The following is a 15,054-nucleotide window of genomic DNA, read 5'->3' on the forward strand; positions in this document are numbered from 1 at the left end:
ATGATCAGGTTGATAGGTTCGAGGTGGAAGCATGGTGACATGTGGAGCTGACGAATACTAATAGATCGAGGACTTAACCATATAATATGTAGCAATGTTATCTAGTTTTGAAGGAATATGCCTTCATAGTTTGGTGATGATGGCAGAGAGGTCACACCCGTTCCCATACCGAACACGGAAGTTAAGCTCTCTAGCGCCGATGGTAGTTGGGACCTTGTCCCTGTGAGAGTAGGACGTCGCCAAGCAACTAAAAACACAAGTCATTTGACTTGTGTTTTTTTGTATTGTTAAAAAGAATGGGAAAGAAGTAATGGAAATACAAACACGTTGCCCAAGAGTTAATCATATTATATAAAAGATGGGTGTATATTTTTCTGTAAATTGTTAAGGATTAGAAGTATAAAATAGGTTCACTTAAATAGGGAGGGAAGATTATGAAATTACAAAGTGAAGTTTGTATTGTTTGTGAGACAAAAAGAAAAGAAGGTATATATGTTTATAATAATTTAATATGCCATGAATGTGAAAAGGATATGGTGAATACAGAGACAGATGATCCGAAATATATATATTATTTAAAGCAGCTTCGAAAATTAGAAGTATCATATTTTTAAATAGGCATATGCCTATTATTTTTTTTGTTCTGTATAATAGATAGAGAATGAATAATAAGGAAGAGATGTAGATGAATCAAAATCGTATGCCTTTATATGAGGCGTTAATAGAGTTTAAAGAAAGAGGGCCGTTATCCTTTCATGTTCCTGGTCATAAGAATGGTTTAAACTTCCCTCAGGAGGCAATAAGAGAGTTTAAAGGTATTCTATCTATTGATGTAACTGAATTAGCAGGACTAGATGATTTGCATAGTCCGTTTGAATGTATAGATGAGGCACAACAATTATTGGCTGAAGTTTATAATACAAAGAGAAGTTATTTTTTAATTAATGGTTCAACAGTCGGGAACTTAGCAATGATTTTGTCTTGTTGCGGGGAACATGATATTGTTCTTGTACAAAGAAATTGTCATAAATCAATTATTAATGGTTTAAAACTTGCGGGAGCAAATCCCATTTTTTTAGATCCATGGATTGATGAAGCTTATAACGTACCAGTGGGAGTTCGTAATGAAATTATTAAGAACGCAATTGGAAAGTATCCAAATGCGAAAGCACTTATTTTAACGCATCCTAATTATTATGGTATGGGGATGGATCTAGAGGCAAGCATCGCTTTTGCACATGCACATAAAATCCCTGTTTTGGTAGATGAGGCACATGGGGCACATCTATGTTTGGGAGAACCATTTCCGAAGTCAGCATTAACATATGGTGCAGATATTGTAGTTCATTCTGCACATAAAACATTACACGCAATGACAATGGGTTCCTATTTACATATAAATAGTCATTTAGTAGACGAAGATAAGGTTACTACTTATTTAAGTATGCTACAATCTAGTAGTCCATCGTATCCAATTATGGCTTCCTTGGATATAGCACGCTTTACAATGGCGCGTATAAAAGAAGAAGGTCACAGTGAAATTGTTGAGTTTTTACGAAGATTTAAGGAACAATTACGTTCTATTCCCCAAATCACCATTTTAGAATATCCGTTGCAAGATGAGTTAAAGGTCACCGTACAAACTCGTTGTCAGTTATCAGGGTACGAATTACAGTCTGTATTTGAAAAGGTCGGTATATATACAGAGATGGCTGATCCGTACAATGTCCTATTTATTTTACCCTTACAAGTAAATGAGGGATATATGAAGGTTATAGAGATGATCCGAGTAGCATTGCAACATTATGAGGTGAAAGACAACAGGGAATCTATTCGTTATACTTATAATGGTGAATTCTCTCTTTTACCGTATACGTATAAACAACTAGACGGATATGAAACAAAGATAGTATCTATAGAAGAGGCTGTTGGAATGATAGCGGCGGAAATGGTGATTCCGTATCCACCTGGAATTCCATTAATTATGTATGGAGAGAGAATTACTTCAGAGCATAAAGAGCAAATTATGTATTTAGAAAGAGCAGGAGCTCGTTTTCAAGGTAATACGAAATATATGAAAGTGTATGATATAGAAAGTAGGTTTTAGGATGAAGGGATTATTTGTAACAATTGAGGGCCCAGAAGGTTCAGGTAAAACAACGTTAATTAAAAGCTTATTGCCATATTTTGAACAAAAAGCACAGAAGGTAATGGCGACAAGGGAACCAGGCGGTATTGCAATTTCTGAGGATATTAGGACGATTTTACATAAACAAGAATATACGATGATGGAAGCACGTACAGAAGCGCTTCTTTATGCTGCTGCGCGCAGACAACATTTAGTAGAAAAAGTTATGCCAGCACTTAATGAGAACTACCTCGTGTTATGTGATCGTTTTATAGATAGCTCTTTAGCATACCAAGGCTATGCAAGAGGATTGGGTATGGATAAGGTATTTGAAATAAATCGTTTCGCAACAGAGGACTGTATGCCTAGTTTAACAATTTATCTAGACATTGAGCCTGAGGTTGGTTTGGCTCGGATTGAAAAAGATGCAGGACGTGAAGTAAATCGACTAGATATGGAAGATATCTCTTTCCATAAACGTGTGCGCGAAGGGTATTTACAAGTTGTAGAACGTTTCTCGGATCGTATTGTATTGGTAAATGCTGATCAACCGATGGAAAAACTTATAGAAGAAGTTGTTCAGATTATAGAAGATAAATTGTTATAATAGAAGGAAAGAATGAAATAAGTGAGGTATGCATTATGACGAAGACGTGGGAGCAGCTTTCTGCTATACAACCCATCGGTGTAAAAATGTTGATGAATAGCATTGCAAAAGAGCGTATATCCCACGCTTACTTGTTAGAGGGAGGGAAAGGGACAGGAAAGTTTGCGACAGCAATTCAAATGGCAAAGAGTTTCCTCTGTTCTGAGCGGAATGGAGTAGAGCCCTGCCATGTATGTACAAACTGTAAGCGAATTGATTCAGGTAACCACCCTAACTTACATATTGTAAAACCAGACGGATTATCTATTAAGAAGCAGCAAATTCATGATTTACAAGAAGAGTTTTCCAAAACAGGATTAGAGGCAAATAAAAAAATATATATTATTGAGCACGCAGATCGTATGACAGCAAATGCGGCAAATACACTTTTGAAATTTTTAGAAGAACCAAGTAGTGATACAACTGCTATTTTACTTACTGAACAAAGTCATCAAATTTTAAATACGATTTTATCTCGCTGCCAAGTTGTTACGTTTAGACCGTTACCTACGGAATCTTTAATTAGAAGATTACAGGATGAAGGGATTACAGCATCTTTATCGACACTTGCTGCTCAACTTACAAATAGTTTTGATGAAGCTTTAGCTTTATGTAGTGATGAATGGTTTGCACAAGCACGAGCTTTAGTGATAAAATTATGTGAAGCGCTCGAAAAAGATAAAACCTCTATTTTTTTTGTACAAGAAAAATGGGGAAAACACTTTGGAGAGAAAGAACAATTACAGCAAGGTTTAGATATGTTACTCCTTATTTATAAGGATTTATTATATGTTCAACTTGGAGAAGAAGATCGTCTTGTTTTTCATGAGCAGAAAGAGATGTTTGAATCGTTTTCCTATGCTCAGAAGCGCATTGTATCAGCTCTCTTTAATATATTAGAGGCAAAAAATAGAATCAACGCTAATGTAAATGCGCAGCTTGTGTTCGAACAGTTAGTGTTGCGGTTGCAGGAGGGATGACCGTTTTGTATGATGTAGTAGGTGTTCGCTTTAAGAAGGCCGGAAAGGTATATTACTTTGATCCAAACCAGTTCGATATCTCTGAAAATGAGTTTGTCATTGTAGAAACGGTAAGAGGTATTGAATACGGAAAAGTAGTTATTACCAAAAAACAAGTTGATGAAAACGATGTTGTATTACCGCTAAAAAAGGTTATTCGTATTGCAAATGAAAATGATCGTACCATTGTTGAAGAGAACAAACATGCTGCCAAAGAAGCATATCAAGTCTGTCAACAAAAGGTAGTAGAGCATAATCTTGATATGAAACTTGTAGATGTAGAGTATACATTCGATCGTAATAAGATTATTTTCTATTTTACTGCGGATGGTCGGATCGATTTCCGCGAACTAGTGAAGGACTTAGCCGCAATTTTTAGAACAAGAATTGAACTAAGACAAATTGGTGTTCGTGATGAAGCGAAGATGCTAGGTGGTATTGGTCCATGTGGTCGTATGCTTTGTTGTTCTACTTTTTTAGGGGATTTTGAACCTGTATCCATTAAAATGGCAAAGGATCAAAATTTATCATTAAATCCTGCAAAAATCTCTGGTTTATGTGGTCGCTTAATGTGTTGCTTAAAATATGAGAATGATGAATATGAGGCAGCAAAGGAACAACTTCCTGATTTAGATCAACGTATACAAACCCCGCATGGTACTGGCCGTGTTATCGGATTAAATATTTTAGAAAGATTAATTCAAGTGGAACTAGTAGACAAGGAACGGATAGTAGAATATACGTTAGATGAGTTAGTGAATAAAGGGGTCGTTTCGAGTCAAACCACAGATTAATGAGGTGGGTGCTTGTGGAGAAAAAAGATATTTTTGAATCGGTTTCTAGTATGGAAGAGCAAATTGGACATTTATATAAACAGTTGGGAGAGTTAAAACAGCATCTTGCAGAGTTGTTGGAAGAAAACCAGCATATAAAAATGGAAAATAACAATTTGCGACACCGTTTTGAAGAAGTGCAGAATAAAGAAAAACAAAAAACTCAAAAACGTAAAGAAGTGAAGCCGAAAACAGATATTGGTGAAGGCTATGACAATTTAGCGAGACTATATCAAGAAGGTTTTCATATTTGCAATCTACATTATGGAAGTGTACGTAAAGAGGGAGATTGTTTGTTCTGTCTTTCATTCTTAAATAAAAAGTGAAATTACCTTTCCAATTATAATTGGAAAGGTAATTTTTTATACATGAAATAGGGTAGGTTAAGGGTAAGAAAAGGAGCAGTATATGAATTTATATGAAGATGAACGTTTAGATTACTTATTAGCACAAGACATGAAGATTATACAAAGCCCATCAGTATTTAATTTTTCTTTAGATGCCGTTTTACTCGCAGATTTTGCATGGGTACCAATTCAAAAGGGGAATTTACTTGATTTGTGTACAGGTAACGCGGTTGTTCCCCTTCTATTAAGTACAAGAACAAAAGGAAATATTACTGGTGTGGAAATTCAAGAACGCTTATATGATATGGGAGTAAGAAGTGTTCAATACAATGGGTTGGAAGAAAGAATTCACCTCATACATGGAGATTTGAAAGATATGCCAGAGAAACTTGGACGTCATCAATATGATGTTGTTACATGTAATCCACCATATTTTCAAACACCTCAAACTTCAGAGAAAAATATGAATGAACATTTAGCGATAGCTCGTCATGAAATTATGTGTACATTAGAAGATGTTGTATCTGCAAGTAGTCAGTTAGTAAAACAAGGTGGGAAAGTAGCGTTTGTACATCGTCCAGGGCGATTACTAGACATTGTCACATTAATGCGTAAATATAAAATTGAACCAAAGCGTGTGCAATTTGTTTATCCTAAGGTTGGAAAAGAAGCAAATACATTGTTAATTGAAGGAATTAAGGATGGAAATGCAGATTTGAAAATTTTACCGCCTCTCGTTGTATATGAGAACAATAACGAATATACAAAGGAGCTACGTTCAATTTTATATGGAGAAGAATAAGCACTTTTTTTATGTGGTAGAGTGCTCTGATGGAAGTTATTATGCTGGATATACAAACCATATAGAAAAGAGAATTCAGACTCATAATAGCGGCAAAGGGGCTAAGTATACACGCGTCAGGCTTCCTGTCGTTTTAAAATATGTAGAGACCCACGATGATAAGCGTACAGCTATGCAAGCGGAGTATTACTTTAAGCAATTAACGAGAAAACAAAAAGAGGCATATATGCAAAAAGGAGAACGCTATGTGGCAACAAAAAAGCTTTCAACAAAATGAAAAAGGAGTTTTATATTTAGTACCAACTCCTATTGGAAATCTAGAAGATATGACATTTCGTGCAATCCGAATTTTAAAAGAAGTTGATTTAATTGCTGCTGAAGATACGAGACAAACGAAAAAACTTTGTAATTATTTTGAAATTGAAACACCTGTCACGAGTTATCATGAGCACAATAAAGAAGTAAGTGGGAAGAAACTATTAGAGAAATTAGAGGATGGAAAGAATGTAGCACTTGTTAGTGACGCTGGTATGCCGTGTATTTCTGATCCAGGTTACGATATTGTCGTTGAGGCAGTAGCTGAGCAATATCATGTAATTCCGCTTCCTGGAGCAAATGCAGCCCTTACAGCATTAATTGCATCCGGTCTTGAAACAAAGCAGTTTTATTTCTATGGTTTCTTGCAGAGAAACAAAAAGGAACGGAAGATGGAGTTAGAAAAGCTTCGTTATGTACAAACTACAATGATGTTTTATGAAGCACCTCATCGTTTAGATGATACTTTAATTTCGATGCAGGAAGTGTTGGGAAATAGAGAGATTGTATTATGTCGAGAGTTAACGAAAAAATTTGAGGAATTTATTCGAGGAACAATCGAAGAAGCAATTGAGTGGACGAAGCAAAATGAAGTACGTGGTGAGTTTTGTATTTTAGTAGCTGGTTCAACAGAAGAACCTGATCCAGAAGAACAATGGTGGGAATCTCTTTCGGTATATGATCATATTGAATATTATATAAATGAAAAAAGTATGAATTCAAAAGAAGCGATTAAAACAGTCGCTAAAGATCGAGATTTGTCGAAAAGAGATGTATATCAAATCTATCATGTCGATAAAAAATAAGCTTCTCATAATTGAGAAGCTTATTTTGCTGTTTCGATATAATCTTGAAGTTCGTTTAAGATTTGCTCAGCGCCTTCTTTGCTTAAGATGATTTTACCTTCAGCTAAAGAAAGGTTACCGTCAGATACTTCACCAGTTACTTGGCAAGTCATGTTTGGTTTATATTTCTTTAAGATGATTTTTTCGTCATCAACATAGATTTCAAGAGCGTCCTTTTCTGCAATACCTAAAGTACGGCGTAATTCGATTGGAATTACTACACGACCTAATTCATCAACTTTACGAACAATACCAGTAGATTTCATAATTTTTTTCCTCCTAAATAAATAGTTTATAAGTTTCGAGTCTATTTTTAGATTCGTCATTTTTCGACAAAATACCCTATGGACATATGATACCAATCATTTACATTTCCGTCAATTCTTAAATTCTATATTTTTTAAAAAGATTTATAGATTTCTTATTTCTTATATATAATAGATTGAGAGGAAATTCCACAATTATTTACATTATTTTCTGAAAAAATAATAAATTAAAAGTGGATATTGTATATTTTTTTGAAATATGAGCAATAGATGATAAAGATATTGAGCATTAAGACCTAAATTGAAAATTAGGTTGGCGTAAAGAAGATAAGTTAGATTTGGGCTGCTCGTAAAAGCCCAATTAACGTAGGCTAATAATTAGTGGGGAGGAACAAAAACCCTACTGATTAAAGTTTCACTTTATATATGAGTTTTTGATATACTGTTTATAAATACATATGAGGTTATTCGGGAGGTCCAAAACAATGACAGAGGAAAATAAGTCCTTTTATATTACTACCCCAATTTATTATCCAAGTGGAAAATTACACATTGGACATGCTTATACGACAGTAGCAGGAGATGCGATGGCACGATATAAGCGTATGCAAGGTTATAATGTGCATTATTTAACAGGAACTGATGAACATGGACAGAAGATCCAAAAGAAAGCAGAAGAGTTAAATATTACGCCACAGGCATATGTTGATAACATTGTTGCAGGAATTAAAGAGCTTTGGGAGAAGATGGATATTTCTTATGATGATTTTATTCGTACAACTGAAGATCGTCATAAAGATGTTGTCGAAAAAATCTTTAAACAATTAGTAGATCAAGGTGACATTTATCTTGATGAATATGAAGGTTGGTATTCTGTACAAGATGAGACGTTCTATACAGAGCATCAATTAGTAGATCCAATTATGGAAGGCGACAAAGTAGTTGGAGGAAAAAGCCCAGATAGTGGTCATGATGTAGAACTTGTTCGTGAAGAATCTTATTTCTTTAGAATGGGTAAATATGTCGACAGACTATTAAAGTTCTATGAAGATAATCCACATTTCATTCAGCCGGAGTCTCGTAAAAATGAAATGATTAATAATTTTATTAAACCGGGATTAGAAGATTTAGCAGTTTCTCGTACTTCATTTGACTGGGGAGTTCGTGTTCCTGGTAACCCAAAACACGTTATTTACGTATGGGTTGACGCATTATCTAACTATATTACGGCGTTAGGTTATGGAACAGCAAATGAAGAGAAATATAAAAAATTCTGGCCTGCAGATGTGCATTTAGTTGGGAAAGAAATTGTTCGTTTCCATACAATTTATTGGCCGATAATTTTAATGGCATTAGATTTACCTCTTCCGAAGAAAGTCTTTGCTCATGGCTGGATTTTAATGAAGGATGGAAAGATGAGTAAGTCAAAAGGAAACGTAGTAGATCCAGTTACATTAATCGATCGTTACGGATTAGATGCATTACGTTATTACCTACTTCGTGAAGTTCCATTTGGATCTGATGGCGTATTTACACCAGAAGGATTTGTGGAGCGTATTAATTTCGACTTAGCAAATGACTTAGGTAATTTATTAAATCGTACAGTAGCTATGATTGATAAGTACTTTAACGGAGAAATCCCTGCATTTAAAGCAAATGTGACGGAATTTGATGAAACGTTAGTAGCGTTTGCACAAGATACTTTGAAAAAAGTAGAAGAAGCAATGGAGAATATGGAGTTCTCTGTAGCGTTAGGATCTATTTGGCAACTAGTTAGTCGTACGAATAAATATATTGATGAAACACAACCATGGGTATTAGCAAAAGATGAGAATGATCGTGAAAAGTTAGCCTCTGTAATGGCTCATTTAGCAGAAGTACTTCGTCAAACAGGTATTATGCTTATGCCATTCTTAACAGTAGCACCAAGCAAGATGTTTGCTCAGCTTGGCCTTACTGATGAAGCTCATAAATCTTGGGAAAGTCTATCTACAATTGGCTGCATTCCAGCTGGAACAAAAGTAGAAAAAGGAAACCCAATTTTCCCTCGTTTAGAAATGGAAGTGGAAGTAGAGTACATTAAAGAACAAATGAAAAGCTCTGCTCCTAAAGTAGAAGAGAAAAAAGAAGAAGAACCGAAGGCAGAAGAAATTACAATTGATGATTTCTTTAAAGTAGAATTACGCGTAGCTGAAGTACTATCTGCTGAACCTGTGAAAAAAGCAGACAAGCTGTTAAAAATTCAACTAGACTTAGGTACAGAAAAGCGTCAAGTTGTTTCTGGAATTGCAAAATTCTATTCGCCGGAAGACTTAAAAGGTAAAAAGGTTATTTGTGTAACAAACTTAAAACCTGTAAAATTACGCGGTGAATTATCGCAAGGTATGATTTTAGCGGGTGAAGAGAATGGCGTATTGTCATTAGCATCAATTGACCAAAATCTACCAAATGGTACAAAAATCAAGTAATTAAGACAAGAAAAGAGATGTTTCACGTGTAACATGTGTGAAGCGTCTTTTTTCTTTTTACACTCTCTATTTTTGCATTAAGATTGTAGTATTGTTATCGTTAAGTTATTAAAGAACTTATTTTTGTAGAATAAACTTGATTTCAATATAAAAGGAGTTATGTATTATGTTGTTTGATACACATTCACATTTGAATGCAGAGCAATTCGAAGGAGATTTGCAAGAGGTTATTGCCCGAATGAAAGAAGCGGGAGTTACTTATACAGTTGTTGTTGGTTTTGATGAAGTAACGATAAAAAAGGCGATGGAATTAGCTGAAGCCTATGATTTTATTTACGCTGCGGTTGGGTGGCACCCAGTTGATGCAATCGACATGACAGAAGAACATTTAGCTTGGTTAGAAGAACTTGCTTCTCATCCTAAAGTCGTTGCACTTGGAGAAATGGGCTTAGATTATCACTGGGATAAGTCTCCAAAAGAAATACAGAAAGAAGTATTCCGTAAACAAATTGCATTAGCGAAAAAAGTAAAATTGCCGATTATTATACATAACCGCGATGCAACTCAAGATATTGTTGATATTCTAGAAGAAGAGAATGCAGCTGAAGTAGGAGGCATTATGCATTGCTTTAGCGGCAGTGTAGAGGTAGCAGAGCGATGTGTTGATATGAACTTTTTAATTTCGTTAGGTGGACCAGTTACATTTAAAAACGCTAAGAAGCCGAAAGAGGTTGCTACGGAGATTCCATTAGAGAAATTGTTAATAGAGACGGATTGTCCGTATTTAACACCGCATCCATTTCGAGGGAAACGAAATGAACCGAGTTATGTAAAACTCGTAGCAGAAGAAATTGCGAATTTAAAAGGGATTTCTTATGAGGAAGTAGCAGAAATGACAACTAAAAATGCAAAAGTTTTATTTGGTGTTGAATAAAAAAGAATGGGGAAACCTGTTCTTTTTTATTTTGAGAAAAACTAGTAGAAGTGATGAAGAAAATAAATGTGAATGATGAAGTGTTACAATAAGGACAGAGAACAAAGATTTTTCTATTCTATTTTTTAAAATATAAGAATGGGGAAAATAATAATGGAAAAGTCGTCATTTTTTTGTTTTACTAAGTAGAGACGAAATGAGTGTGGAGGCAAGCATGAAAATAAAAGAGATTATCGTTGTAGAAGGTAAAGATGATACAGTTGCGATTAAGCGTGCTGTTGATGCGGATACAATTGAAACGAACGGTTCAGCAATCGGTGATCATGTTATTGAGCAAGTTAAATTAGCGCAGCAAAAAAGGGGCGTTATTATTTTCACAGATCCGGATTATCCTGGAGAGCGTATTCGAAAAATTATTTCTGACAAGGTTCCTGGCTGTAAGCATGCCTTTTTACCGAAGGAAGAAGCGCTTGCTAAAAGGAAAAAGGGTGTTGGGATCGAACACGCTTCTAATGAGTCGATTCGCCGCGCTCTAGAGAATATACATGAAGAAATGGAAGCTTACACAAGTGAAATTATTTGGAGTGATTTAGTCGATGCAGGCTTAGTGGGCGGAGAAATGGCAAAGAGCCGCAGAGAAAGAATGGGTAAGCTATTAAAGATTGGTTATACAAATGCAAAACAGTTACATAAACGATTACAGATGTTTCAAGTTTCAAAGGAATCATTTGCAGAAGCTTATAAGCAAGTAATACAGGAGGAAAAAAAATGAAGGATATCGCAACGCCAAATCGTACAAAAGACATTGTTGAAAAGTATGGATTTTCATTCAAAAAAAGTTTAGGACAAAACTTTTTAATTGATACAAATGTATTAAATCGTATTGTCGATCATGCAGAAATTGGTTCGGAAAGTGGTGCAATTGAAATTGGACCAGGTATTGGTGCATTAACAGAGCAATTAGCAAAGCGTGCTAAAAAAGTAGTGGCTTTTGAAATTGATCAAAGACTATTACCAATTTTAGATGAGACGTTAGCGCCATATGGTAACGTTACAGTTATTAATAAAGACGTACTAAAAGCAGATGTACATGAAGTATTTAATGAGCAATTTGAAGAAGGGCAAGATGTAATGGTGGTAGCTAACTTACCATACTATATTACAACGCCAATTTTATTTAAATTGCTTGAAGAAAAGTTACCAGTTCGTGGATTTGTTGTTATGATGCAAAAAGAAGTTGGAGATCGTTTAGCTGCTAAACCTGGAACGAAAGAGTATGGTTCTTTATCGATTGCTATTCAGTATTATACAGAAGTTGAAACAGTTATGACTGTACCGCGTACAGTGTTTGTACCACAACCAAATGTTGATTCTGCAATTATTCGCCTTCTAAAGCGTCCGAAACCGGTTGTAGAGGTGACAGATGAAACATTCTTTTTTGAAGTAGTACGAGCAAGTTTCGCACAGCGCCGTAAAACTTTGATGAATAATTTATCAAATAATTTAAATGGTTTCCCGAAAGATAAGGAATTATTGGATCGAATTTTAACAGAAGTAGGAATTGATCCAAAGCGAAGAGGCGAAACGCTATCTATTGAAGAGTTTGCAACATTAAGTAATGCATTAGTTCTTCATATATTATCATAAGAATATGAAAGGGACAGTTCAAGTTGAACTGTCCCTTTTGTCACCTTTCTCTCTTTAAATTCATACTTTAAAAACAGGTAAGATGGCCTAATGAGTTTGGAGGTAGGAGAATGGTTTTACATGTTGGAGAATTAGTGGAACGATATTCTCATAAGAGGGATATTCTTTTTCGTATTATAGAAATAAAAGGCGAGATAGCTATATTGTTTGGAGAGGAAATTAGACTGGTGGCGGATGCGCCACTTGAAGATTTAATTAGTATAGATCAAAGAGAACATAAAAAAAGGGTGAAGCGTGAGAAAGAAACAATGGAGCGCACGTATCGTTTGTTTCAACAAGATTATGTACTGATGAAACAAAGGCATGAACATACTTCAACTGGTGGATACACAAGTGAGGTGAATTATTTTCAAATGCCGGGACGTGTATTGCATATAGATGGAGACCCTTTATATTTGCGCAAGTGCTTAGATTTATATAATAAAATTGGCGTTCCTGTTCAAGGTATTCATTGTAAAGAAACGGAGATGCATGAAAAAGTAGTAGACTTAATAGATCACTTTCGCCCAGACATTCTCGTTATTACAGGGCATGATGCATATACAAAATCAAAAGGAGTGAAGGGAGATTTAGCGGCATATAGGCATTCAAGACATTTTGTACAGGCTGTTCGTGAAGTGCGAAAAAAATATCCATCATTGGATCAACTTGTTATTTTTGCTGGGGCATGTCAATCACATTTTGAGGCACTAATTCGTGCAGGGGCCAATTTCGCTAGTTCACCATCTAGAATTAATATTCATGCACTAGATCCTGTATATGTAGTTGGTAAAATTAGTTTTACTTCATTTATGGAGAGAGTCAATGTATGGGATGTCGTACGTAATACAATTACTGGTGAAAAGGGACTAGGTGGAATTGAAACGAGAGGGATTTTACGAACGGGATTACCTTTTCAACATTACGAAGAGTAAGCAGGATACATATGTATCTTGCTTTTTTGTATGGAAGGATTTAAATGAATTTGGATAAAAAGAGGTAAGAACGTGCAGACTACGTAATGATACTTTTACAATATAGTATTTCTTCTATCTATTCAAACGCAGGATGATATTAGCTGTGAATCGCGGTTAATAATTAGGATAGATATATCGTGCTTTAAGTGTTCAATCTAAATTACAGCGAGGTGTAGCGAAGTATATGTCAAAACGTTTAGATGAAATTAAAAGCGAATTAGATCACCATCTTGGACAGCGACTTATGTTAAAAGCAAATAGTGGAAGAAGAAAAACTGTGGAGCAATCAGGTGTACTAGCAGAAACATACCGTTCCGTTTTTGTTGTACAATTAGATCAACAAGAAGATGCGTTGCAACGTGTATCTTATAGTTATGCAGATGTTTTAACAGAGACAGTAGAGTTAACATTTTATGGAGACCCTCATAATGAGGTCATTTTATAATCCGTATATCATTACATATATTCCCATAAATGAAAAGCTATATTATTTTGCATACTAACTATACCGTAGCAAAATAAGGAGGGACTCTGCATTGAGTAGACGAAGAGGTGTCATGTCAAACCAATTTAAAGAAGAGCTAGCAAAAGAGCTTGGCTTTTATGATGTTGTTCAGAAAGAAGGATGGGGCGGAATTCGTGCGAAAGATGCTGGTAACATGGTGAAACGTGCTATAGAAATTGCAGAACAGCAATTAATGAAACGAAACCAGTAGTTGTAAGATACTTTCTATGCTACGGTAGCCGAGGAGACATTCCTCGGCTTTTTGTACTCTAAAAGGTGCCATCATTTTACATAAGTAGTTTCATTCTGAATGCTTTTCGTTATAATTAGGGAAGTGTCATCGTCTTACTATAAATTTATGGTAAAATAAACGATAAAAGATTGAGTACATAGAGTGGGTGAATAGATTGAAGCTACTAGTGAAAGCACCAGCAAAGATTAATCTGTCGTTAGATGTACTGGGAAAAAGACAAGACGGATATCATGAAGTGAAAATGATTATGACAACCATTGATTTAGCAGATCGTCTAGAACTAACGGAATTAGCAGAAGACCGTATTGAAATTTTATCCCATAATCGGTATGTCCCAGACGACCAACGAAATTTAGCTTATCAGGCAGCGAAATTATTAAAAGAGAAGTTTAATGTAAAAAAAGGTGTATCTATTACTATTGAAAAAACGATTCCAGTAGCAGCTGGATTAGCAGGTGGAAGTAGTGATGCAGCAGCCACATTACGTGGTCTTAATAAATTATGGAATTTAGGGCTTACAATTGATGAGTTAGCAGAGCTTGGCGCAGAAATTGGATCAGATGTATCGTTCTGTGTATACGGAGGCACAGCAATTGCCACTGGAAGAGGAGAGAAAATTGAGCATATAAAGACTCCGCCTTCTTGTTGGGTTATTTTAGCGAAACCACATATAGGTGTATCTACTGCTGATGTGTATGGAAATTTAAAGTTAAATCGAGTTACACATCCGAATGTAGATAAAATGGTTGATGTCATAAATTCTGGTGATTATAAAGGAATTTGTGATACTGTTGGTAACGTTTTAGAAGATGTAACATTTGGAATGCATCCTGAAGTTGCCCGTATTAAATCACAGATGAAGCGATTTGGAGCGGATGCTGTATTAATGAGTGGAAGTGGTCCAACTGTATTTGGACTTGTACACCATGATTCACGAATGCATCGCATTTATAACGGATTAAAAGGATTTTGTGAACAAGTCTATGCGGTACGTTTATTAGGAGAGCGAGAAACGCTTGAATAAAGACGT

Annotated in this window: 18 protein-coding genes and 1 rRNA gene; 18 read left to right on the forward strand and 1 reads right to left on the reverse strand. The window is 35.4% G+C overall.

Annotation, left to right across the window (positions count from 1 at the left end; genetic code table 11):
• Positions 1 to 129 precede the first annotated feature (129 nt).
• The 10 genes from rrf to rsmI all read left to right on the forward strand — a co-directional run bounded on the left by rrf (position 130) and on the right by rsmI (position 6,896).
• Positions 130 to 245 (forward strand): 5S ribosomal RNA (gene rrf, locus MR136_RS27205).
• Between the two features lie 189 nt (positions 246 to 434).
• Positions 435 to 614 carry a sigma factor G inhibitor Gin gene (locus MR136_RS27210; protein ID WP_000776278.1) on the forward strand — a complete coding sequence of 60 codons (180 nt, stop codon included), beginning with the start codon at positions 435 to 437 and terminating at the stop codon, positions 612 to 614.
• A 71-nt stretch (positions 615 to 685) separates the two neighbouring features.
• On the forward strand, positions 686 to 2,107 hold the full coding sequence (locus MR136_RS27215) for an aminotransferase class I/II-fold pyridoxal phosphate-dependent enzyme (RefSeq protein ID WP_017674245.1): 1,422 nt from the start codon (positions 686 to 688) through the stop codon (positions 2,105 to 2,107).
• Position 2,108: 1 nt separating this feature from the next.
• Positions 2,109 to 2,735, forward strand: coding sequence for a dTMP kinase (gene tmk / locus MR136_RS27220; protein WP_000677218.1), 627 nt, complete (start codon positions 2,109 to 2,111; stop codon positions 2,733 to 2,735).
• 35 nt (positions 2,736 to 2,770) lie between these two features.
• Positions 2,771 to 3,754: a DNA polymerase III subunit delta' gene (holB, locus tag MR136_RS27225; protein ID WP_000169561.1), complete on the forward strand. Its 984-nt coding sequence runs from the start codon at positions 2,771 to 2,773 to the stop codon at positions 3,752 to 3,754.
• 5 nt (positions 3,755 to 3,759) lie between these two features.
• Positions 3,760 to 4,587: a PSP1 domain-containing protein gene (locus MR136_RS27230; RefSeq protein ID WP_000272429.1), complete on the forward strand. Its 828-nt coding sequence runs from the start codon at positions 3,760 to 3,762 to the stop codon at positions 4,585 to 4,587.
• Between the two features lie 14 nt (positions 4,588 to 4,601).
• Entirely contained in the window at positions 4,602 to 4,952 is a 351-nt protein-coding gene (gene yabA / locus MR136_RS27235) for a DNA replication initiation control protein YabA (RefSeq protein WP_000412063.1), read from the forward strand.
• 82 nt (positions 4,953 to 5,034) lie between these two features.
• The gene (locus tag MR136_RS27240) at positions 5,035 to 5,775 is read left to right on the forward strand and encodes a tRNA1(Val) (adenine(37)-N6)-methyltransferase (RefSeq protein WP_001055366.1); all 741 of its coding nucleotides are present in this window, start codon (positions 5,035 to 5,037) and stop codon (positions 5,773 to 5,775) included.
• Entirely contained in the window at positions 5,762 to 6,052 is a 291-nt protein-coding gene (locus MR136_RS27245; protein WP_000414350.1) for a GIY-YIG nuclease family protein, read from the forward strand. Before MR136_RS27240 ends, MR136_RS27245 begins: the two co-directional genes overlap by 14 nt.
• On the forward strand, positions 6,021 to 6,896 hold the full coding sequence (gene rsmI / locus MR136_RS27250) for a 16S rRNA (cytidine(1402)-2'-O)-methyltransferase (protein ID WP_242259697.1): 876 nt from the start codon (positions 6,021 to 6,023) through the stop codon (positions 6,894 to 6,896). The genes MR136_RS27245 and rsmI overlap by 32 nt, the downstream gene beginning before the upstream one ends.
• A 20-nt stretch (positions 6,897 to 6,916) precedes the next feature.
• On the opposite strand, the gene MR136_RS27255 is transcribed toward rsmI, so the two are convergent.
• A complete protein-coding gene (locus tag MR136_RS27255) occupies positions 6,917 to 7,201 on the reverse strand; it encodes an AbrB/MazE/SpoVT family DNA-binding domain-containing protein (protein WP_000843036.1) in 285 nt (94 codons plus the stop codon).
• A gap of 485 nt (positions 7,202 to 7,686) precedes the next feature.
• Here MR136_RS27255 and metG point away from each other — a divergent pair, with 485 nt between their 5' ends.
• The 8 genes from metG to ispE all read left to right on the forward strand — a co-directional run bounded on the left by metG (position 7,687) and on the right by ispE (position 15,048).
• Entirely contained in the window at positions 7,687 to 9,669 is a 1,983-nt protein-coding gene (metG, locus tag MR136_RS27260; protein WP_000134132.1) for a methionine--tRNA ligase, read from the forward strand.
• Positions 9,670 to 9,835: 166 nt separating this feature from the next.
• Positions 9,836 to 10,603: a TatD family hydrolase gene (locus tag MR136_RS27265; RefSeq protein ID WP_000895851.1), complete on the forward strand. Its 768-nt coding sequence runs from the start codon at positions 9,836 to 9,838 to the stop codon at positions 10,601 to 10,603.
• Positions 10,604 to 10,817: 214 nt separating this feature from the next.
• Positions 10,818 to 11,375: a ribonuclease M5 gene (rnmV, locus tag MR136_RS27270; protein ID WP_017674246.1), complete on the forward strand. Its 558-nt coding sequence runs from the start codon at positions 10,818 to 10,820 to the stop codon at positions 11,373 to 11,375.
• Positions 11,372 to 12,250 carry a 16S rRNA (adenine(1518)-N(6)/adenine(1519)-N(6))-dimethyltransferase RsmA gene (gene rsmA, locus MR136_RS27275; RefSeq protein ID WP_242259698.1) on the forward strand — a complete coding sequence of 293 codons (879 nt, stop codon included), beginning with the start codon at positions 11,372 to 11,374 and terminating at the stop codon, positions 12,248 to 12,250. Before rnmV ends, rsmA begins: the two co-directional genes overlap by 4 nt.
• 110 nt (positions 12,251 to 12,360) lie before the next feature.
• The gene (yabG, locus tag MR136_RS27280) at positions 12,361 to 13,224 is read left to right on the forward strand and encodes a sporulation peptidase YabG (protein ID WP_000242868.1); all 864 of its coding nucleotides are present in this window, start codon (positions 12,361 to 12,363) and stop codon (positions 13,222 to 13,224) included.
• A gap of 226 nt (positions 13,225 to 13,450) precedes the next feature.
• Entirely contained in the window at positions 13,451 to 13,711 is a 261-nt protein-coding gene (gene veg / locus MR136_RS27285) for a biofilm formation stimulator Veg (RefSeq protein ID WP_000044347.1), read from the forward strand.
• Positions 13,712 to 13,802: 91 nt separating this feature from the next.
• On the forward strand, positions 13,803 to 13,982 hold the full coding sequence (gene sspF, locus MR136_RS27290) for an acid-soluble spore protein SspF (RefSeq protein WP_002094215.1): 180 nt from the start codon (positions 13,803 to 13,805) through the stop codon (positions 13,980 to 13,982).
• Between the two features lie 196 nt (positions 13,983 to 14,178).
• Positions 14,179 to 15,048, forward strand: a complete 870-nt coding sequence (gene ispE / locus MR136_RS27295; protein ID WP_000772104.1) for a 4-(cytidine 5'-diphospho)-2-C-methyl-D-erythritol kinase — start codon at positions 14,179 to 14,181, stop codon at positions 15,046 to 15,048.
• The last annotated feature ends 6 nt before the right edge of the window (positions 15,049 to 15,054 follow it).

Origin of the sequence: Bacillus cereus group sp. BfR-BA-01311 (assembly GCF_022664295.1) — a bacterium.
Classification (GTDB): domain Bacteria; phylum Bacillota; class Bacilli; order Bacillales; family Bacillaceae_G; genus Bacillus_A; species Bacillus_A cereus.